Source organism: Pseudomonas sp. NFACC08-1 (assembly GCF_900106735.1).
Taxonomy (GTDB): Bacteria; Pseudomonadota; Gammaproteobacteria; order Pseudomonadales; family Pseudomonadaceae; genus Aquipseudomonas; species Aquipseudomonas fluorescens_Q.
Window position 1 is genome coordinate 78,571 of sequence record NZ_FNNL01000003.1, and the last position, 20,928, is coordinate 99,498.

Below are 20,928 nucleotides of genomic sequence, written 5' to 3' on the forward strand. Positions count from 1 at the left end.
GGAGCGAGCTTGCTTGCGATAGCAGTGGATCAGCCCAATTCCAATCAACTGACACACCCTCATCGCGAGCAAGCTCGCTCCCACATTAAGGCTTTTCTATCTTCAGAAGACTGCGTTATAGGCAAACAACGCCGGTGCGCCGCCGGTGTGGAGGAAGATGATCGGGCCTTCGTCGAAACGGTCGCGACCCATGCCGTCGAGCAGGCCGGCCATGGCCTTGCCGGTGTAGACCGGATCGAGCAGCAGCCCTTCCTGGCTGGCCAGCAGCTTGACCGCCGCCAGTGTCCCGGCGTTGGGTTCGCCGTAGCGGGGGGCGAAATATTCGTCCCACAGGATCACTTTGAACGCTTCCGGAAGGTCGACTTCGAGCAACGCTGCCGTACGCTCGGCCAGGCCCTGGACCTTCGGAAACTGATCCTCCTCGCTGCGGGAAACGGTGACGCCAATGACCGGTAGTGCCGGCAGGCTTTCGCTCAACGCCAGTGCCAGGCCGCTGTGGGTGCCGGCACTGCCCGAGGCCATTACCACGGCGGCGAATTCAATCCCGGTGTCCTTGATCTGCTCGGCCAGTTCCAGGCCGGCGCGCACATACCCCAGCGCGCCCAAGGCGTTCGAACCGCCAATCGGCACCAGATAGGGCTTTTTCCCGTTGCTGCGCAGGCGCCCGGCGAGGGCCTGTAGCTGCTCATCGGCGTTGTCCAGGTTGTCCACCAGCTCGACCTTGGCGTCGAACAATTCCAACAGCAGCCGGTTGCCGTTGCCCAGGTAATTGCTGTCTTCGGTGCCGATGGGGTTTTCCAGCAAGGCCACGCAGCCCAGGCCCAGTTTCGCGGCGAGGGCGGCGGTCTGGCGTACATGGTTGGACTGGATCGCCCCGGCGGTGATGAGGGTATCGGCGCCTTGGGCGATGGCATCGGCGGCCAGGTATTCGAGCTTGCGCAGTTTGTTGCCGCCCATGGCCAGGGGCGTCAGGTCGTCACGCTTGATATAGATGTCCCGGCCGAGCCAGGTGGAGAGGCGGTCGAGTTTTTCCAGCGGTGTCGGATGGCCGAGCAGGTCGAGACGGTTAAAGCGAGACAGCTGTTCTTTGATCATGGGTCCGTACTGGTTGTAGGAGATGTCTGGACTATAGGCACGCGGATATTCAGGGGCAACCGGCAATCATTTGTTTGGAAGTAAACCGGCGACGGACAGGGAGTGACACATGATTTATGAACACCCCAAACCCTGTGGGAGCGAGCCTGCTCGCTCCCACAGGGTTTGTGTGTGGTCTGTTGAACACTGAACGAATACACACCAAGCAGCGTCTATCCTCCCACTGGCCTGCGTAGGAAACGCGCCGTTGAGCCCTGCGATTAGTCCTTAGCTGCCTATTCATGTTTAACTTGAACGTTCATTCAAGTTAAACCGTCGGTTTGCTGCCCGCTCACAATAAGGAGGCTTGCTTTTGCCGAGTCCGTTTTCGACCCTCGCTGTTTCTCTGCCCGGGGGCCCTCGCCCATGAGTGCTTCGTCCCTGCCACCCAGCGGCCTGGTCCGCATGAACCCGCCGGTCTTTTACTTCGCCGCGACCTTCATCCTGCTGTTCGGCCTGGTGGTGATTGCCATGCCCGCACAGGCCGGCGCCTGGCTGCTGGCCGCGCAGAACTGGGCGGCCAATACGGTCGGCTGGTACTACATGCTCGCGATGACGCTGTATCTGGTCTTCGTGGTGGTCACCGCCTTGTCCGGCTACGGCAAGATCAAGCTCGGTGCCGACCACGACGAGCCCGAATTCAGTTATCTGTCCTGGGCCGGCATGCTGTTCGCCGCTGGCATCAGCATCACACTGTTTTTCTTCTGCGTGTCCGAGCCGTTGACCCACATGGTGCAGCCGCCCCAGGGCGAGGCTGGTACCGCCGAGGCGGCGCGCCAGGCCATGCAGATCCTGTTCTTGCACTGGGGCCTGCACGGCTGGGGCGTCTTCGCGTTCGTCGGCATGGCCCTGGCGTATTTTGCCTACCGGCACAATTTGCCGCTGGCCCTGCGCTCGGCGTTGTACCCGCTGATTGGCAAGCGCATCAACGGCCCCATCGGCTACGCCGTGGACGGCTTCGGCATTATCGCCACGGTGTTCGGCCTCGGCGCGGACATGGGTTTTGGTGTGTTGCACCTCAATTCCGGGCTCGATTACCTGTTCGGCATCGCCCATACCCAATGGATCCAGGTCGGCCTGATCGTGCTGATGATGGGCGCGGCGATCATCGTCGCCGTGGCCGGTGTCGACAAAGGCGTGCGGGTCATGTCCGACATCAACATGCTGCTGGCCTGCGCCTTGTTGTTGTTCGTGCTGTTCGCCGGGCCCACCCAGCATTTGCTCAATACGTTGATCCAGAACATCGGCGATTACCTCGGCGCCTTGCCGATGAAGAGTTTCGACCTGTACGCCTACGACAAACCCAGCGACTGGCTGGGCGGCTGGACGGTGTTCTACTGGGCCTGGTGGATCGCGTGGTCGCCGTTCGTGGGGCTGTTCATCGCACGGATTTCCCGTGGCCGCACCATCCGCGAATTCGTGTTTGGCGTGCTGCTGATTCCCCTGGGTTTCACCCTGGCGTGGATGTCGATCTTCGGCAACAGCGCCATCGACCAGGTGCTGAACCATGGCATGAGTGCCCTGGGCATGTCCGCCCTGGAAAACCCATCGATGAGCCTTTACCTGCTGCTGGAAACCTATCCCTGGAGCAAGACCGTCATCGCGGTCACGGTGTTCATCAGCTTCGTGTTCTTCGTCACGTCCGCCGACTCGGGCACCGTGGTGCTGTCGACGTTGTCGGCCAAGGGCGGCAACCCCGACGAGGACGGGCCGAAGTGGTTGCGGGTGTTCTGGGGCGCGATGACGGCCTTGGTGACCAGTGCGTTGTTGTTCTCCGGCAGCATCGACGCCTTGAAGTCGGCGGTGGTGCTGACGTCCTTGCCGTTCTCGTTGATTCTGCTGCTGATGATGTGGGGCCTGCACAAGGCGTTCTACCTGGAGTCCCAGAAGCAGATCGCGCAATTGCACTCCCTGGCGCCGGTGTCCGGTTCACGCCGGGGCACGGGCGGCTGGCGCCAACGCTTGAGTCAGGCGGTGCATTTTCCGTCTCGTGATGAGGTGTACCGTTTCCTCGACACGACGGTGCGCCCGGCCATTGAAGAAGTGACCGCAGTGTTCGTCGAAAAGGGCCTGACGGTGGTGACCCAGCCCGATCCGGTCAATGACAACGTCAGCCTGGAGATCGGCCACGGCGAGCAGCATCCGTTCATCTACCAGGTGCAGATGCGCGGCTACTTCACGCCGTCCTTCGCCCGCGGCGGCATGGGGTCGAAGGAGCTCAACAACCGTCGTTACTACCGTGCCGAAGTGCACTTGAGCGAAGGCAGCCAGGATTACGACCTGGTGGGCTACACCAAGGAGCAAGTCATCAACGACATCCTCGACCAGTACGAGCGGCACCTGCAGTTCCTGCATTTGGTGCGCTGATCGGCCTGAGCCTCAGACGAGCCCGCCGTTGGCCCGCAGGATCTGCCCGTTCACCCACCCGGCGTCCGGGCCCACCAGGAAGGCGATGATGCGGGCGATGTCCTGTGGCTGGCCGAGGCGCTCCAGGGGCGGCATCTTGGCGTAGTGCTGCACCTGTTCTTCGCTCTTGCCGTGCATGAACAGTTCGGTGGCGACGGGGCCGGGGGCCACGGCATTGACCGTGATCTGCCGACCGCGCAGTTCCTTGGCGAACACCTGGGTCAGGGATTCCACTGCGGCCTTGCTGGCGATGTACACCGAGTAGCCGGGCAGGTTCAGGCCCACGGTGCTGCTGGAAAAATTCACGATCCGGCCACCGTCATTCAAACGGGTCGCGGCCTCGCGCAGGGTGTTGAAGGTGCCACGGGTGTTGATGGCGAACGTCTGCTCGAACAGCTCGTCGCTGTGCTGCGCCAGGGGCATGACCTGGAGGATGCCGGCGTTGTTGATCAACACATCGACCTTGCCCAGCTGCGCTTCGGTTTCATCGAACATCCGCCGGACATCGGCGGCAGACGACACGTCCGCCTTGATCGCTATGGCCTGATGGCCAGCCTGACGCAATTGCACCACCAGTTTCGAGGCTTCGGTGGCGCTGTTGGCGTAGTTGATGGCGACGGCGAAACCTTCGCTGGCCAGTTGCTTGGCAATCTCTGCTCCGATGCCGCGAGAGGCGCCGGTCACGATGGCAACTTTCGAATTTTGAACAGTCATGTGAAGGGTTCCTTTGCTGTTGAGGCGTTGTGATTCGTTGGAGCCAGATTCACATGTTTACTCTTGGCGATAAATACACGAGAGTTGCCTTGACTATTCAATATCTTCCAACAATCGGCGGGCAGGATTCAGATGGACCAGGTCAAGGCGATGAGAGTGTTTGTCCGCATATACGAGCGCAGCAGCTTCACCCTGGCCGCTGAAGACTTGAATATGCCCCGGGCCACGCTGACCCATACGCTCAATCAATTCGAAGCCTGGCTGGGTGTTCGTTTGTTGGAGCGCAGCACCCGCAAGGTGCGCCCGACCCTCGACGGCGAAGCCTACTACCCGCGCTGCGTGCAATTGCTGGCTGAACTTGAAGAGGCCGAACTGGCGTTTCGCGGTGTGGCGCCCAAAGGCAAGTTGAGGGTGGACTTGCATGGCACCCAGGCCCGGTACTTCGTGATTCCGGCGTTACCACAGTTCATGGCTCGCTACCCTGAAATAGAACTGTTCATCAGCGAGGCGGATCGTTTCGTCGACCTGATTGCCGAGGGCGTCGATTGCGTGCTGCGCTCCGGTACGCTGGCCGATTCATCATTGATCGGCCGACGTGTCGCCAATCTCCGGCAGATCACCTGTGCCAGCCCCGGTTACCTGCGCCAGTACGGCGAGCCGAAGAGCCTCGATGACCTGAAACATCACCGCGCGGTGAATTACGTCTCGCGGACCACCGCCAAACTCTATCCGTTTGAGTTCATGGTCGATGGCGAACTCAAGGAGGTAGCGATCGGGGGGACGTTGTCGGTGTCCGGTGCCGAAATCTACGCCGCCTCGGCCATCGCCGGCATGGGCTTGATCCAATGTCCGCATTACCGAATGGAAGAACCGATCCGGCAGGGGCTGATCCAGGAAGTCCTCACCGCCAACCCGCCGCCCTCCATGCCGGTGTCGGTGCTCTATCCCCACAACCGACACATGTCGCCACGGGTCCGCGTGTTCGTGGATTGGGTGACGGAGGTATTTGCGCAGGCGCGTTAATGGGGGCCGTGGTTATCGTTGGCCCTGTGGAAGCGAGCTTGCTCACGATGAGGCCTTTGCCAATCGATATTTTCGTTGGCTGATCCACCGCTATCGCGAGCAAGCTCGCTCCCACCCTATTGCGAACTTTCAGCCTGACCGAGGCGTCTGTGAAATGTTAGCGTCTGTCACCCGCCGTCCGAACAGAGAGCCTTTTCGATGACCTACACCGCTGCGCAAAACCGCTACGAGTCCATTCCTTACCGCCGCGTCGGTCGCAGCGGGCTGGTGCTGCCGGCGTTGTCGCTGGGGTTGTGGCACAACTTTGGCGACAGCACGCCCATCGACACCCAGCGTGCCTTGTTGCGCACGGCATTCGACCTGGGCATCAACCACTTCGACCTGGCCAACAACTACGGCCCGCCCTACGGCAGCGCCGAGATCAATTTCGGCCGGTTGCTGCGCGAAGATTTCCAGCAGTACCGCGATGAGTTGATCATCTCCAGCAAGGCCGGTTGGGACATGTGGCCGGGCCCATACGGCCAGGGCGGTGGCTCGCGCAAATACGTGCTCGCCAGCCTCGACCAGAGCCTGCAACGCCTGGGGCTCGACTATGTGGATATCTTCTATTCCCACCGTTTCGACCCCGACACCCCACTGGAAGAAACCGCCAGCGCACTGGCCACTGCGGTACAGCAGGGCAAGGCGTTGTACATCGGCATTTCCTCGTATTCCGGGGTGAAGACCCGGGAAATGGCAGCGTTGCTCAAAGAGTGGAAAGTCCCGCTGCTGATCCACCAGCCGGCCTACAACCTGCTCAACCGCTGGGTGGAGAAAGACCTGCTGGACGCCACCGACGAACTGGGTACCGGTGTGATCGCTTTTACGCCGCTGGCCCAGGGCCTGTTGACCGACAAATACCTCAAGGGCGTTCCGGCCGATGCGCGGGTGAACCGTCCGGGCGGCGGCTCTTTGCAGGCTTCGCACCTGTCGGAGGAAAACATCGCCCATGTACGCGCCCTCAATGAGATCGCCCAGCGGCGCGGCCAGAGCCTGGCACAAATGGCCCTGGCCTGGACCCTGCGCGATCCACGAGTCACCTCCGCCCTGATTGGCGCCAGCCGGCCGGAGCAGATCGTCGAGAACGTCGGGGCGTTGAAGAACCTGAGCTTCAGTGCTGAAGAGCTGGCCGAGATCGATCGGTTTGCCCAGGAAGGCGGAATCAATCTTTGGGAAAAGCCTTCGTCGGCGGAATAACACAAAACCCCTGTGGCGAGGGAGCTTGCTCCCGCTCGACTGCGCAGCAGTCGCAAAAACCTCGCCCCCTGTTTTTTCCTGATGCGCCGTGTTGAATGGATTGGGGCTGCTACGCAGCCCAGCGGGAGCAAGCTCCCTCGCCACAGGTAAGTGGTGCGTTCAGCGAAAAAACGGCACATCCCCCAACACCGTCGCCCGGTGCATCACTCGGCGGGCGGGGCGGTAGTCATCCACGGCAAAGTGCTGGGTGACGCGGTTGTCCCAGAACGCCACGTCGTTGACCTGCCAGCGCCAGCGCAGGGTGAACTCCGGGCGGGTGGAGTGGGCGAAGAGCAGTTTCAGGATCACCTCGCTTTCGGTTTCCGACAGCTCGTTGATCCGTGTCGTGAAGCCTTCATTGACGAACAGCGACCGTCGCCCGCTCACCGGATGAGTGCGGATCACCGGATGGGACAGCGGTGGGTTTTTTCGCCGTGCCTCTTCCCAGCGCGCCAGGTCTTCGGCGGTGTTGCCAAACCGTTCCAAGGGAAAGGACCGGGTGAAATCGTGGGTCGCTGTCAGGCCTTCCAGCAAGCGCTTCAACGGCGCCGACAAGGCTTCATAAGCCGCGATGCCACTGGCCCATAACGTATCGCCGCCAAATGCCGGCAGCAGTTTGGCGCTGAGCACCGCGCCCATGGCCGGCGTCGGGAGAAAGGTCACGTCGGTGTGCCACACGGCGTTGTCGCGCACATCGGTGACGGCGGTGTCGAGCACCAATACTTCGGGCTGCTCCGGTACGTTGGGGTAGATCGGGTGAATGTGCAGGTCGCCAAAATACGCGGCGAAACGCGCTTGTTGCGTTGGGTCGATCGGCTGGTCGCGAAAGAACAACACCTGATGCGTGAGCAGGGCCTGCTCAATGGTCGTGCGATGTTCCTGGCTCAGCGGCTGGCTGATATCGATCCCACTGATCTGAGCGCCGAGGGCAGTGCTCAATGGCGTAATGGTTGGGCGGTTCATCGCAATGTTCTCGGTCTGGGCGCCGAAGGGTCGGCGTGGTCATTGGGTATCAATGGGCCTGGCCGTGCCACGGCACCAGTTTGCGTTGCAGGGCGCGCAGGCCCATTTCCATGGCGAAAGCGATCAGTGCGATCACCAGGATTCCCAGCACCACCACGTCGGTAACCAGGAACTGCGCCGCTGACTGCACCATGAACCCCAGGCCGCTGGTGGCGGCGATCAGTTCGGCGGCCACCAGCGTCGACCAACCCACGCCCAGGCCAATGCGAATGCCGGTGAGGATGTCCGGCAAGGCACTGGGCACGATCACGTGGCGAATCAACTGGGCCCGGGTGGCGCCCAACGATTGCGCAGCGCGTAGCTTGGCCCGGTCGACAGTGCGCACACCGGTGGCGGTGGCGATGGCAATCGGGGCGAAGATCGCCAGGTAGATCAACAGGACCTTCGACAACTCGCCGATGCCGCACCAGATCACGATCAACGGCAAGTACGCCAACGGCGGAATTGGCCGGTAGAACTCGATCAACGGGTCGAGCACGCCGCGAGCGATGCGGTTGGCGCCAATGGCAATGCCCACCGGCACTGCCGTCAGCACCGCGAACAACAGGCCCAGGCCGATGCGTTCAAGGCTGGCGGCCAGGTGCTGCCAGAGGGTCGAGTCCATGTAGCCGCTGGTCGCCAGCAGCCAACCTTTTTGCAGCACGGCAGACGGCGAGGGCAGGAACAGCGGTTCGATCAGGCCGCTGGCGGTGACGGCCCACCAGACCGCCAGCAGTGCGATCAGGGTCAAGCCGCTGATCCAGCGCGTACTCAGGTGGGGTCTCAAACCGCTGGCCTTGGGCTGGGTCGTCGTGTCACGGACCGTGGCTGGAATTTCGTAGCTGCTCATGCGCGCTCCTGGGGTCGAGTGGCGCTGCGTTGGGAGAACACCTTGGCAAGCACATGCTCGCGGGTTTCGATAAAGCGCGGGTCGGACTTGATCGACCGCGCCGATTCCCCGGCGCCGTAGCGCTGGCCGAAATCCAGGCTCAGACGCTCGACGATCTGCCCCGGGTTCGGTGCCAACAGAATCAAGTCAGTGGCGAGGAACACGGCTTCTTCAATGTCATGGGTGATCAAGAACACCGGCTTGGCGGTGCGCTGCCAGACCTGCAGCAACAGTTCCTGCATCTGCTCGCGGGTGAAGGCGTCCAGCGCGCCGAACGGTTCGTCCATCAGCAGCACGCGAGGGTCGGCCGCCAATGCCCGGGCCAGGCCGACGCGTTGCTTCTGGCCGCCGGAGAGCTGCCAGACACGGCGGTGCTCGAAACCGGCCAGGTCCACCAAAGCAAGCATTTCCCGGGCGCGAGCCTCGCGTTTTTCCTTGGGGATGCCGGCCAGTTCCAGGCCGAACCCAACGTTTGCCAGCACGTCCTGCCACGGCAGCAGCGCATCGTCCTGGAACACCACGCCGCGTTCGGCGCCCGGGCCCTTGACCGGCCTGCCGTCGAGAGTGATCTGCCCGGCGCTGGGCTCGACGAACCCGGCAATCAGGTTCAACAGCGATGTCTTGCCACTGCCGGACGGGCCGAGGGCAACCAGCAATTGCTGGGGCCCCAGGGTCAGTGAAATATCCGCCAGCACAGGTTCCGCCGCGCCGGGGTACTGTGCGCTGATGCGCTCCAGCTGGAGCAAGGCCATTGCGTGTCTCCTTTTTTTCGCTCAACGAGCAATGTATTTGGCACTGACGTAAGGCGCGTAGTCCGGCAGCACGGCGTCGACCTTGCCTTGCTCCTTGAGGAACGCTGCGGTGTCGGTGATGGCTTGGGTGGTCGGTGCGCCGAGGCTCACGACCTGATCGGCCGCCAGGGGAAAGACGTTGCCTTGCAGCAACAGCGGGATATCGCTGGCCTTGGCGCCGGAGAGCTTCACCAGTTTGTCGACATTGGATGCATCGGCCAGCCAGGCTTGTGGGTCCTTGCGGTATTGGGCGTAGGCATCCAGGGTCACTTTGGCGAAGGCTGTGACAATTTCAGGGTGCTTCTGGGCGAAGTCCTTGCGCACAATCCAGGCGTCGAAGGTCGGGGCGCCGAACTTGGCCAGCTCCGCCGAGGTGATCAGGACCTTGCCGTTTTCCTTGGCTACGCCCAGGGCCGGGTCCCAGACGTAGGTGGCGTCGATGTCACCGCGCTTCCAGGCGGCGATGATGGCCGGTGGCGCCAGGTTGAGTACGGTGACTTTCGACGGGTCGATGTTCCAGTGCTTCAACGCGGCGAGCAGGCTGTAGTGCCCGGTGGACACGAATGGCACGGCGATTTTCTTGCCGATCAGGTCTTGTGGGGAATTGATGCCCGAACCGTCACGAACCACCAAGGCTTCGGCGGCACCGATCTGGGTGGCGATGAGGAAGGTTTCCACCGGGACCTTGCGGGTGATGGCCGCCGTCAACGGGCTGGAACCGAGGTAGCCGATCTGCACGTCGCCCGAGGCGATGGCGGTGATGACATCGGCGCCGTTATCGAACTTGCGCCAGTCGATCTTGGCTTGGGTGGCTTTTTCATAGGCGCCATCGGCCTGGGCGACCTTGGCCGGGTCGACGGTGGTCTGGTAGGCGACGGTCAGGTCGGCTGCCTGGACAAAAAAGCTGGTGACGGCCAGGGAGGCGGCCGCGAGAAGGCGAAGGGGGAAACGCAAAGACATGGGAAAGCTCCTCAACAGGCCGCCGGATGTTCGGCGTTGAAGGAGACTAAATGATCTAAGAATTGGAAAATAAATAACTTTTTCGAATGAGCTTATTTTCGAAAAAATCTATTGAAGATGGCTAAGCCCCCCGTGGCGAGGGAGCTTGCTCCCGCTGGGCTGCGCAGCAGGCCCCATTTTTACGACTGCTGCGCAGCCGAGCGGGAGCAAGCTCCCTCGCCACAAGAGCATCCCCGTCAAAGAAGGATGATCAGTTACTGATCGCCAAAATGCTCGCCTGATACGAACCCACGAACACATCGAAATCGCCGACCTCGTTCTGTTCCAGCTCAGCTTGCTGGACCAGCGACTCGCGCGCGGCGTCTTCGAAGGCCGCCTGCTCCTGGGCGGGCAACGGCTCGGCGCGGAAGAACTCGGCGTGGGCCTTGCTTTGGCGCAGGGAGAACTGGGCAAAGCTTTCCTGATGTTCGGCCATGGCGGCCAGCACCTGGGCGGAGGGCGTCAGGGACGGGTCGCGGACTTTCGCCAGTTGTGCGTCCAGCGCCTGGCGGTGGGCATCGCCACCTTGGCTCTGGTCGAGCAGCGAGGCCAACGGTGCGATTTTTTCCAGCAATTCGACGGCCCAGGCCTGCATGTCCACCGCTTGACCCTGGCGCTGCAATTGCAGGCCAGGCTTGCGGCCTTCCTTGACCACGGTCAGGAAGTTGCTCGTGGCGTTGCCGCATTCGTTGTTTTCCAACTGCGGGCTGTCATTGAGGCCGCAATACAGCAGGAACGCATCGAGGAATCGCGACTCGGTGAGGTCGATGCCCATCGGCAGGAACGGGTTGATGTCCAGGCAACGCACTTCGACGTACTGGATACCCCGGGCCATCAAGGCCTGGATCGGCCGCTCGCCGGTGTAGGTCACGCGTTTGGGGCGGATGTTGGAGTAGTACTCGTTTTCGATCTGCAGGATGTTGGTATTGAGCTGCACCCACTCGCCGTTCTGGTGAGTGCCGACTTCGACGTACGGCGCATAAGGCGTCGCCACCGCTTTGCGCAGGCTGTCGGTGTAGCTGGGCAGGTCGTTGTAGCAAGGCGTGAGGCCGGCCTGGGCGTTGCTCTGGTAACCCAGGTCGCTCATGCGCAGGCTGGTGGCGTAGGGCAGGTACAGGGTGTCTGGGTCCAGTTGCTCCAACTGGTGCGGGCGACCCCGCAGGAAACCGGCGTCCAGGGCCGGCGAGGCACCGAACAGGTACATCAGCAACCAGCTGTAGCGGCGGAAATTGCGGATCAGCGCGATGTAGGCCGACGACTGGAAATCACGGTCGCTGGCCTCGACGCCTTCGGCCTGCCGGAGCAGGGGCCAGAGCTTTTCAGGCAGAGAAAAGTTGTAGTGGATCCCGGCAATGCATTGCATGGTCTTGCCGTAGCGCAGGGCCAGGCCCTTGCGATAGACGTACTTGAGACGACCGATGTTCGAGGTGCCGTAATACGCGATCGGGATATTCTCTTCCGCCGGCAGTGGGCACGGCATCGAAGGGCTCCACAGGTACTCGTCGCCGAGCTTGCTGTAGGCAAACCGATGGATCTTGTCGAGGCTGCGCAGGGTATCGGCGGGTTTGGTCAGGGCTGGCGTGATGAACTCCAGCAGCGACTCGGAATAGTCGGTAGTGATCTGTTCGTTGGTCAACGCCGAGCCCAGGGCCTTGGGATGCGGGGTCTGCGCCAAATGCCCATCGCCAGTGACGCGCAGGCATTCGCGCTCGATGCCGTGCAGGCACTGTTCGAGCAGGGAGAGGTTGGCGCGCTCGCCGAGCAGGGCCAGGCGGCGGTTTAAAAGGTCGCTCAAGTTGAATTCCTTCACGCGTCAGTCGCCCCAATATGGGGGTGGGCAAGACGGTCTACAAGGGTGAAGTTGAAACTGGCGTTTTCGCCTGGTTTTCGTGCCAAAAGCTAGCCACCGCAACCCCACTGTGGGAGCGAGCTTGCTCGCGTTGGCGGTGGATCAGCAACGTTGATCTTGACTGACCCTGCGCTATCGCGAGCAAGCCCGCTCCCACAGGAAAGCCCGACACCGCATTTCGTGGCGTCGAAATTAACTCAAATCGATGACCGGGAGCTATAGGACAGCGAACGTGCCTTGCGCTTTTGCGACCAGTTTGTCGCCTTGCATCACCTCGGCTTCGACCACCAGCGTGCGCCGGCCGGGGTGGATGACCCGGGCGGTGCACAACACGTCGCCGTCGGACACGGCGCGGATGTAGTTGATCTTGCATTCGATGGTCGCGCTCTGCTGGTCAAAGCCGTGGACACTGGAACAGGCCAGCCCCATGGCGATGTCCACCAGGCTGAACAGCGCGCCGCCGTGCAGCTTGCCGCCGCGATTGCGCAGCGGCGGCTCAAGGCTCAGGGCGACTTGCGCCACCCCGTCCCCAAGGCTGTGCAGACGGCAGCCGAGCAGCTTGAAAAAAGCGCTCTCCACCAACCCGGCTGGCACGTCCATCAGCGTTTCTTCAACTGCTTGGCGTTGGCGAACAACGAAGCCATGGCGTTGTTCGTCGGTGCTGCGGTGGCGCTTTCCTTGCGCGGCGCGGTGTTTTGCGTCTGGCGTGGTGTCGAGCCAGGACGCGCACCACGGGCACCGTCGACTTTCTCGCCCGGCGTGTCGCTCATGCGCATCGACAGGCCAACGCGTTTGCGCGGGATGTCGACTTCCATGACCTTCACTTTCACCACATCACCGGCCTTCACGGCCTCGCGCGGGTCCTTGATGAACTTCTCCGACAGCGCCGAGATGTGTACCAGGCCGTCCTGGTGCACGCCGATGTCGACGAAGGCACCGAAGTTGGTGACGTTGGTCACCACGCCTTCGAGGATCATGCCCGGTTGCAGGTCCTTGAGGTCTTCGACGCCGTCCTGGAACTCGGCGGTCTTGAACTCGGGGCGCGGGTCGCGGCCCGGCTTTTCCAGTTCCTGGAGGATGTCGGTCACGGTGGGCAGGCCGAAGGTTTCGTCGGTGAATTTCTTCGGGTCCAGGCGCTTGAGGAACGCGGCGTCGCCGATCAGCGAACGGATGTCGCGGTCGGTCTGGGCGGCGATGCGTTGTACCAGCGGGTAGGCTTCAGGGTGGACAGCGGAGGAGTCCAGCGGGTTATCGCCGTTCATCACCCGCAGGAAGCCGGCGGCCTGTTCGAAGGTCTTTTCACCCAGGCGCGGCACTTTCTTCAACGCGGCGCGGGTCTTGAACGCGCCGTGTTCGTCACGGTGGGTGACGATGTTCTGCGCCAGCGTGGCGTTCAGGCCGGAGATCCGCGCCAGCAGCGCCACCGAAGCGGTGTTCACGTCCACGCCCACGGCGTTCACGCAATCTTCCACCACCGCATCCAGGCCGCGCGCCAGTTTCAGTTGAGAAACGTCGTGCTGGTACTGGCCGACACCGATGGATTTGGGGTCGATCTTTACCAACTCCGCCAATGGGTCTTGCAGGCGACGGGCGATGGACACCGCGCCACGGATCGACACGTCCAGGTCCGGGAACTCCTTGGAGGCCAGTTCCGACGCCGAATAAACCGAAGCGCCGGCTTCGGAAACCATCACCTTGGTCATTTTCATGGCCGGGTATTTCTTGATCAGCTCGGCGGCCAGCTTGTCGGTCTCGCGGCTGGCGGTGCCGTTGCCGATGGCGATCAGGTCCACCGAATGCTTGGCACACAGGGCGGCGAGCACGGCGAGGGTCTGGTCCCATTTGTTGTGCGGCACGTGCGGGTAGACCGTGGCGTGGTCCAGCAGCTTGCCGGTGGAGTCCACCACCGCGACCTTGCAGCCGGTGCGCAGGCCCGGGTCCAGGCCCAGGGTGGCGCGGGGGCCGGCCGGTGCGGCCAGCAGCAGGTCATGCAGGTTGTGGGCGAACACGTTGATCGCCTCGGTCTCGGCGTTATCGCGCAACTCGCCCAGCAGGTCGGTTTCCAGGTGGGTGTAGAGCTTGACCTTCCAAGTCCAGCGCACCACTTCGGCCAGCCATTTGTCGGCGGCGCGGTTCTGGTTCTGGATGCCGAATTGCTGGCCGATCATGCCTTCGCACGGATGCATGGTGCCTGGCAGTTCATCGCCGACCTTCAGTGCGGAGCTGAGGATGCCTTCGTTGCGACCCCGGAAAATCGCCAGGGCGCGGTGGGACGGCATGCTCTTGAGTGGTTCGTCGTGTTCGAAGTAGTCGCGGAACTTCGCGCCTTCCTCTTCCTTGCCGGCGATCACCCGGGCGCTGAGGGTGGCTTCCTGCTTGAGGTAGTTACGCAGTTTTTCCAACAGGTTGGCGTCTTCGGCGAAACGCTCCATGAGAATGTACTTGGCGCCTTCCAGCGCCGCTTTCACGTCCGCCACGCCTTTTTCGGCATCGACGAAGCGCGCGGCTTCGGTTTCCGGGGCCAGGGTCGGGTCGTTGAACAGGCCGTCGGCCAGCTCGCCGAGGCCGGCTTCCAGGGCGATCTGGCCCTTGGTGCGGCGCTTTTGCTTGTAGGGCAGGTACAAGTCTTCGAGACGAGTCTTGGTGTCGGCCAGCTTGATGTCGCGCTCGAGTTGCGGGGTCAGCTTGCCCTGCTCCTGGATGCTGGCCAGGATACTGATGCGCCGTTCGTCGAGTTCTCGCAGGTAGCGCAGGCGTTCTTCCAGATGCCGCAATTGAGTGTCATCGAGGCTGCCGGTCACTTCTTTCCGGTAACGGGCGATGAAAGGCACCGTGGAGCCTTCATCGAGTAGCGCGACGGCCGCTTCGACCTGTTGTGGGCGTACACCGAGTTCCTCGGCGATGCGGCTGTTGATGCTGTCCATAAAACCACCTGACAAATTGTGAAATCAGGCTCGCCACCGCAGAAGCAGGGCTCGGCGAGACTGGTTGAGCGGCCTGGCATGCGCCGCTGCCTGGGTCAAAAGGCTGCCTGTTGACCCGCGAAATTCAAAAAGTTGCCTTGCCAAGGCTGAAAAAATGGCACGCCGGCTCACGATCCGACATTCCCTGGCACAAAAGGCCGCGCATTATAACCAGCGTTCTGTCCTGAGGGGGGGACATGGTCTGTAGGCTTGATACCCGGATTTGTGGTGATAGAGGAAAAATCTGCTAACAATGCACACGGTGCGTATAACGGCAGCTAGGCCATAATGCGCGCCGAGATCAAAGGAGCTTCCTATGAGCAGCACTGCACAAACTGCTGAAGGCGAAAAAATTCTTATTGTTGACGACGATCCGGGGCTGAGCAGCTTGCTGGAACGCTTTTTCGTCAGCAAGGGCTACCGCGCCCGCACCGTACCGAATACCGAGCAAATGGATCGGTTGCTGGCCCGTGAAGTGTTCAACCTGGTCGTACTCGACCTGATGCTGCCCGGTGAAGACGGCCTGACCGCCTGCCGCCGCTTGCGCGGCGCCAACAACCAGATCCCGATCATCATGCTCACCGCCAAGGGCGACGAGCTTAGCCGTATCAAGGGCCTTGAACTGGGCGCCGACGATTACCTGGCCAAGCCGTTCAACCCCGACGAGCTGATGGCCCGCGTCAAGGCGGTGCTGCGTCGCCAGTCGGCGCCGGTGCCTGGCGCGCCGGGCAGCGAAGACGAAAGCGTGACCTTCGGCGACTACGAACTGTCCCTGGCCACCCGTGAGCTCAAGCGCGGCGATGAGGTCCACATGCTCACCACCGGCGAGTTCGCCGTGCTCAAGGCCCTGGTGATGAACGCCCGCCAGCCGCTGACCCGCGACAAACTGATGAACCTGGCCCGTGGTCGTGAATGGGATGCGCTGGAGCGCTCCATTGACGTGCAGATTTCCCGTCTGCGCCGGATGATCGAACCCGATCCTTCCAAGCCGCGGTACATCCAGACCGTCTGGGGCGTGGGTTACGTGTTCGTACCGGATGGCGCCGCCAGCAAGTGATCGGCGATTTGTAGGAGCGGGTGGCCTGGCCGGTTGAAATGTCTTCTTCCAGGCGACTCGCGGTCTGTCATTGTGCGAGCATCGCTCGCTCCTGCAAGTGTGTAGCGGTTATTCATGAAAACCCCCGTTTGGTTCCCCCAGAGTTTCTTCTCCCGCACCCTCTGGCTGGTGCTGATCGTCGTGCTCTTCTCCAAGGCACTGACGCTGGTGTACCTGCTGATGAACGAAGACGTTCTAGTGGACCGGCAGTACAGCCACGGTGTTGCCTTGACCCTGCGGGCCTATTGGGCGGCGGACGAAACCAACCGGGCGAAAATTGCCGAGGCGGCGACACTGATCCGCGTCGTCGGTGCCGGCGTGCCGGAGGGCGAGCAGCATTGGCCCTACAGCGAGATCTATCAACGCCAGATGCAGGCCGAACTGGGCGCCGATACCGAGGTGCGATTGCGCATGCATTCGCCGCCAGCGCTGTGGGTGCGGGCCCCGAGCTTGGGGGATGGCTGGCTGAAAGTGCCGTTGTACCCGCATCCGCTGCGCGGCCAGAAAATCTGGAACGTGCTCGGCTGGTTCCTGGCCATCGGCCTGCTGTCGACGGCATCGGCGTGGATCTTCGTCAGCCAGCTCAATCAACCGTTGAAACGCCTGGTCTACGCCGCCCGCCAACTAGGCCAGGGGCGTAGCGTGCGGCTGCCCATCAGCGATACGCCCAGCGAGATGACCGAGGTCTACCGCGCCTTCAACCAGATGGCCGAGGATGTCGAACAGGCCGGGCGCGAGCGTGAGTTGATGCTCGCGGGTGTCTCCCATGACTTGCGTACGCCGCTGACCCGGTTGCGCTTGTCACTGGAGTTGATGGGCGAGCACACCGACTTGACTGACGAGATGGTCCGCGACATCGAGGACATGGACGCGATTCTCGACCAGTTCCTGGCGTTCATTCGCGACGGTCGTGACGAGTCTGTGGAAGAAGTGGACCTCAGTGAATTGGTGCGGGAGGTGGCTGCGCCCTATAACCAGAATGACGAAAAAGTGCACCTGCGCCTGGAGCCGATCCAGCCTTTCCCCCTGCGCCGGGTGTCGATGAAGCGCTTGTTGAACAACCTGATTGGCAATGCGCTGAACCACGCTGGCACCGGCGTCGAGGTCGCGGCCTATGTCTCCGGTGACACCAGCGCGCCTTACGTGGTGCTGAGCGTCATGGACCGAGGTGCCGGCATCGATCCCTCTGAGCTGGAAGCCATTTTCAACCCGTTCACTCGCGGCGATCGCGCCCGGGGCGGGAAGGGCACGGGGCTGGGCCTGGCCATCGTCAAGCGCATCGCCTCGATGCACGGCGGCAACGTCGAGTTGCGCAATCGCGCCGGTGGTGGGCTGGAGGCTCGGGTGCGGTTGCCGTTGGGGCTGATGCTGCCAAGGGATGCGGTATAGGGGCAGCTGCAAGTCGCGAGCTTCAAGCTGCAAGTTGAACCGGCTTGGCTTAAAGCTTGAAGCTGCTCTTCTAGCCCTTTCCTTTGGTCCGGGTCATGTTCGGCCCGCCATTCTTTTCCAGGTGTTCGATGATGATCCCTGCCACGTTCTTGCTTGTAGTGGTCTCGATTCCTTCCAGGCCTGGCGAGGAGTTGACCTCCATCACCAGCGGCCCGTGATTGGAGCGCAGGATATCCACGCCGGCCACGGCCAAACCCATGACTTTCGCGGCCCGCAGGGCGGTCATGCGTTCTTCCGGAGTAATCTTGATCAGGCTGGCACTGCCGCCGCGATGCAGGTTGGAGCGGAACTCTCCGGGTTTGGCCTGGCGTTTCATCGAGGCAATCACTTTATCGCCGACGACGAAGCAGCGAATGTCTGCGCCACCGGCTTCCTTGATGTACTCCTGGACCATGATGTTCTGCTTCAGGCCCATGAACGCCTCGATCACCGACTCCGCCGCCGTCGCGGTTTCACACAAGACCACGCCGATGCCCTGGGTGCCTTCCAGCACCTTGATCACCAGTGGTGCGCCGTTGACCATCGCAATCAGGTCGGGAATGTCGTCGGGGGAGTGGGCAAAACCGGTGACTGGCAGGCCTATCCCGCGCCGTGACAGCAGTTGCAGCGAGCGCAGCTTGTCCCGGGAGCGGGCGATGGCCACCGACTCGTTGAGGGGAAACACCCCCATCATTTCGAACTGGCGCAACACGGCGCAGCCATAGAACGTCACCGATGCGCCGATGCGCGGGATCACCGCGTCGAACCCTTCCAGCGGCTTGCCACGGTAGTGGATCTGAGGCTTGTGGCTGGCGATGTTCATGTAGGCGCGCAGGGTGTCGATCACCACCATTTCATGGCCTCGTTCGGTCCCGGCTTCAACCAGACGACGAGTGGAATACAGACGCGGATTGCGCGACAGCACAGCGATCTTCATGCAACACCTGTGGCAGAGGTAGTGGACACCGGGAATGCCGGCTTGTCTTGAACGTATTTGATACCCGGATTGACCACCAGTTGGCCGTCGATCAAGGCTTTGGAACCCAGTAACAGGCGGTATCGCATGGACTTGCGGCAGGCAAGGGTGAACTCGACCCGCCAGATCCGATCACCCAGTGCCAACGTGGTGCTGATCACGTAGCGGACCTGAGCGTGGCCGTTGGAGCTTTTTATTGTCTTGCGGGCCACCAGCGGGGCTTCGCAGCGGCGATGGCGCAATTGCACGACCGTACCGAGGTGGGCAGTGAAGCGCACCCACTTTTCGCCATCGCGCTCGAATGGCTCGATGTCTGTGGCATGCAGGCTGGAGGTGCTGGCGCCGGTGTCGATTTTTGCCCGCAGGCCCACGACTCCCAGATCCGGGAGCGCCACCCACTCGCGCAGACCGACAACGGTCAAATGGTCAAAAGTCTTCAATAAAAAAACCTGCGATCAGTACATCGGATCGTGGACTCCGCGAATCGCGGTATTCACGCAGAATAATCACAAAATGGCGACAGTTATCTACGCGCTTGTTTGTGCTTGTAACCGATTTCTAGCCAAGCCATGCATGTGGAGGCGATTTGGCGGACATTCTATCCGTCGGCCCGGATTCGTGCGCTCGACAAAAACGGTAGTACAGTTCCGGCAATTGGCAGAAAAGAGGAATGGCAGTGGCACAAAAAAAGGAAGAGGACGACAAGGTCCGTCTCGATAAATGGTTGTGGGCGGCGCGATTCTACAAGACGCGGGCCCTGGCCAAGACCGCCATCGAGAGCGGCAAGGTTCATCACCGCGGAGAACGTTGCAAGCCGGGCAAGGAGCCACGCGTTGGCGATGAATTTGTCATTCGCACCGGCTTCGATGAAAAGACCGTGGTGGTCGAAGCTTTGTCGATCGTGCGTCGCGGCGCACCTGAAGCGCAGGCGCTGTATCGTGAGACCGAAGCCAGCATCGCCAAGCGCGAAGCCGCCGCCGCGCAACGCAAGGCCGGCGCCCTGGGGGTCAGCACCGATGGCAAGCCGAGCAAGAAGCAGCGCCGGGACCTGTTCAAATTTCATGGCAGCAATAACGAATAAAAAGGCTGGCGCAAGGCCCGTGGCGAGGGAGCTTGCTCCCGCTGGGCTGCGTAGCGGCCCCGAAATCTGACGGTCGCTGCGCAACCGAGCGGGAGCAAGCTCCCTCGCCACAATGACAATTCGGATTGAGTCATCGGTCTCTTCCCGTCAGGCAAACCCAAGCCTTGCTTGGAACCCACCGGCAATGCCCATAAAATGCCCGCCATCATTTGTCATCACCTCAGATACCAGACCCTATGACTGATTTACCGGATACCGACTACACCCAACGTTTCATCTTCGATGACAGCGACGCCCGTGGCGAGCTGGTGGCGTTGGAGCGTAGCTACGCCGAAGTCCTCGCCAAGCACCCCTATCCGGAGCCGGTCGCACAACTGCTCGGCGAGCTGATGGCGGCTGCGGCGTTGCTGGTGGGCACCTTGAAGTTCGATGGCTTGCTGATTCTCCAGGCGCGTTCCGAAGGTCCGGTCCCGCTGCTGATGATCGAGTGCTCCAGCGAGCGCGAGATCCGCGGCTTGGCCCGTTATCACGCCGAGCAGATCGCGCCCGACGCGACCCTGGCCGACATGATGCCCAACGGCGTGCTGGCCCTGACGGTGGACCCTACCCATGGCAAGCGCTACCAGGGCATCGTCGATCTCGATGGCGTGACCCTGGCTGAATGCTTCACCAACTACTTCGTCATGTCCCAGCAGACCAATACCCGCTTCTGGCTCTACGCCGACGGGCGGCGTGCCCGCGGTTTGCTGTTGCAACAACTGCCTGCCGATCGCCTGCGTGACCCGGAAGAGCGCGACGCCAGTTGGCAGCACGTCACCGCTCTGGCCAGCACCCTGAGCGCCGATGAGCTGTTGAGCCTGGACAACGAAACCGTGCTGCATCGCCTCTATCACGAGGAGCAGGTACGCTTGTTCGACGGACAACCGTTGCGCTTCCAATGCAGCTGCTCTCGTGAACGTTCTGCCAATGCGCTGGTCAGTCTGGGTCTGGAAGATGCGCAGCAACTGGTGATCGAGCATGGCGGTGCCATCGAGATCGATTGCCAGTTTTGCAACGAGCGCTACCTGTTCGACGCGGCGGACATTGCGCAATTGTTCGCCGGTGCGGGTGTCGACACACCGTCAGATACTCGTCACTAAAACGGTTCAGCGCAGGTAAATCTCCTGGCAAACGCCGGATTTACGCCGTACTGACGGGAGGGCCCTACTCTTTTTGGGGTTTTCTGGCATAATCCGGCCCACTTTTTTCGGGTAGTAGTGCGCGACTTCCTACTACAAAACGTTTGGAGCACTCGGCCACGGG

At 61.8% G+C, this 20,928-nt stretch carries 18 protein-coding genes; 7 read left to right on the forward strand and 11 right to left on the reverse strand.

Annotation, left to right across the window (positions count from 1 at the left end):
• Positions 1 to 102: 102 nt before the first annotated feature.
• Positions 103 to 1,095, reverse strand: a complete 993-nt coding sequence (locus tag BLU76_RS07400) for a D-cysteine desulfhydrase (RefSeq protein ID WP_092222232.1) — start codon at positions 1,093 to 1,095, stop codon at positions 103 to 105.
• A gap of 444 nt (positions 1,096 to 1,539) precedes the next feature.
• Here BLU76_RS07400 and betT point away from each other — a divergent pair, with 444 nt between their 5' ends.
• A complete protein-coding gene (gene betT / locus BLU76_RS07405) occupies positions 1,540 to 3,501 on the forward strand; it encodes a choline transporter BetT (RefSeq protein ID WP_170862053.1) in 1,962 nt (653 codons plus the stop codon).
• 12 nt (positions 3,502 to 3,513) lie between these two features.
• Here the strand turns inward: betT and BLU76_RS07410 are convergent, their stop codons facing one another.
• Entirely contained in the window at positions 3,514 to 4,254 is a 741-nt protein-coding gene (locus BLU76_RS07410) for an SDR family oxidoreductase (protein ID WP_092222234.1), read from the reverse strand.
• 132 nt (positions 4,255 to 4,386) lie between these two features.
• On the opposite strand from BLU76_RS07410, the gene BLU76_RS07415 reads away from it, so the two are divergent.
• A complete protein-coding gene (locus tag BLU76_RS07415; RefSeq protein WP_092222236.1) occupies positions 4,387 to 5,277 on the forward strand; it encodes a LysR family transcriptional regulator in 891 nt (296 codons plus the stop codon).
• Between the two features lie 198 nt (positions 5,278 to 5,475).
• Positions 5,476 to 6,513 (forward strand): L-glyceraldehyde 3-phosphate reductase, encoded by a 1,038-nt coding sequence (gene mgrA / locus BLU76_RS07420; protein ID WP_092146565.1) that lies wholly within the window; start codon positions 5,476 to 5,478, stop codon positions 6,511 to 6,513.
• 159 nt (positions 6,514 to 6,672) lie between these two features.
• On the opposite strand, the gene tauD is transcribed toward mgrA, so the two are convergent.
• The 7 genes from tauD to BLU76_RS07455 form a co-directional block, all read right to left on the reverse strand.
• The gene (gene tauD / locus BLU76_RS07425; protein ID WP_092222238.1) at positions 6,673 to 7,515 is read right to left on the reverse strand and encodes a taurine dioxygenase; all 843 of its coding nucleotides are present in this window, start codon (positions 7,513 to 7,515) and stop codon (positions 6,673 to 6,675) included.
• Positions 7,516 to 7,564: 49 nt separating this feature from the next.
• Complete coding sequence (gene tauC, locus BLU76_RS07430; RefSeq protein WP_072342690.1) at positions 7,565 to 8,404, reverse strand: taurine ABC transporter permease TauC; 840 nt, start codon at positions 8,402 to 8,404, stop codon at positions 7,565 to 7,567.
• On the reverse strand, positions 8,401 to 9,195 hold the full coding sequence (gene tauB / locus BLU76_RS07435; RefSeq protein ID WP_072342693.1) for a taurine ABC transporter ATP-binding subunit: 795 nt from the start codon (positions 9,193 to 9,195) through the stop codon (positions 8,401 to 8,403). The genes tauC and tauB overlap by 4 nt, the downstream gene beginning before the upstream one ends.
• 21 nt (positions 9,196 to 9,216) lie before the next feature.
• Positions 9,217 to 10,194 carry a taurine ABC transporter substrate-binding protein gene (tauA, locus tag BLU76_RS07440; protein WP_063323420.1) on the reverse strand — a complete coding sequence of 326 codons (978 nt, stop codon included), beginning with the start codon at positions 10,192 to 10,194 and terminating at the stop codon, positions 9,217 to 9,219.
• 250 nt (positions 10,195 to 10,444) lie between these two features.
• Positions 10,445 to 12,028, reverse strand: coding sequence for a glutamate--cysteine ligase (gene gshA / locus BLU76_RS07445; RefSeq protein WP_092146561.1), 1,584 nt, complete (start codon positions 12,026 to 12,028; stop codon positions 10,445 to 10,447).
• A gap of 270 nt (positions 12,029 to 12,298) precedes the next feature.
• The gene (locus BLU76_RS07450) at positions 12,299 to 12,682 is read right to left on the reverse strand and encodes a PaaI family thioesterase (protein WP_014336033.1); all 384 of its coding nucleotides are present in this window, start codon (positions 12,680 to 12,682) and stop codon (positions 12,299 to 12,301) included.
• Positions 12,682 to 15,006 (reverse strand): Tex family protein, encoded by a 2,325-nt coding sequence (locus BLU76_RS07455; protein ID WP_063323418.1) that lies wholly within the window; start codon positions 15,004 to 15,006, stop codon positions 12,682 to 12,684. The genes BLU76_RS07450 and BLU76_RS07455 overlap by 1 nt, the downstream gene beginning before the upstream one ends.
• Positions 15,007 to 15,361: 355 nt before the next feature.
• Between BLU76_RS07455 and ompR the strand changes: the two genes are divergently transcribed.
• Both ompR and BLU76_RS07465 read left to right on the forward strand, forming a co-directional pair.
• Positions 15,362 to 16,102 carry an osmolarity response regulator transcription factor OmpR gene (gene ompR, locus BLU76_RS07460; RefSeq protein WP_003196691.1) on the forward strand — a complete coding sequence of 247 codons (741 nt, stop codon included), beginning with the start codon at positions 15,362 to 15,364 and terminating at the stop codon, positions 16,100 to 16,102.
• 114 nt (positions 16,103 to 16,216) lie between these two features.
• Positions 16,217 to 17,530 (forward strand): ATP-binding protein, encoded by a 1,314-nt coding sequence (locus tag BLU76_RS07465; RefSeq protein ID WP_063323417.1) that lies wholly within the window; start codon positions 16,217 to 16,219, stop codon positions 17,528 to 17,530.
• Between the two features lie 70 nt (positions 17,531 to 17,600).
• Here the strand turns inward: BLU76_RS07465 and rimK are convergent, their stop codons facing one another.
• Together rimK and BLU76_RS07475 are read right to left on the reverse strand one after the other, a co-directional pair.
• Complete coding sequence (gene rimK, locus BLU76_RS07470) at positions 17,601 to 18,506, reverse strand: 30S ribosomal protein S6--L-glutamate ligase (RefSeq protein WP_003196697.1); 906 nt, start codon at positions 18,504 to 18,506, stop codon at positions 17,601 to 17,603.
• The gene (locus tag BLU76_RS07475; RefSeq protein ID WP_170845936.1) at positions 18,503 to 18,967 is read right to left on the reverse strand and encodes a retropepsin-like aspartic endopeptidase RimB; all 465 of its coding nucleotides are present in this window, start codon (positions 18,965 to 18,967) and stop codon (positions 18,503 to 18,505) included. The genes rimK and BLU76_RS07475 overlap by 4 nt, the downstream gene beginning before the upstream one ends.
• Before the next feature lie 254 nt (positions 18,968 to 19,221).
• On the opposite strand from BLU76_RS07475, the gene BLU76_RS07480 reads away from it, so the two are divergent.
• Both BLU76_RS07480 and hslO read left to right on the forward strand, forming a co-directional pair.
• Complete coding sequence (locus BLU76_RS07480; RefSeq protein WP_072342873.1) at positions 19,222 to 19,626, forward strand: RNA-binding S4 domain-containing protein; 405 nt, start codon at positions 19,222 to 19,224, stop codon at positions 19,624 to 19,626.
• Positions 19,627 to 19,862: 236 nt separating this feature from the next.
• Positions 19,863 to 20,765, forward strand: a complete 903-nt coding sequence (gene hslO, locus BLU76_RS07485) for an Hsp33 family molecular chaperone HslO (RefSeq protein ID WP_063323416.1) — start codon at positions 19,863 to 19,865, stop codon at positions 20,763 to 20,765.
• Positions 20,766 to 20,928 lie beyond the last annotated feature (163 nt).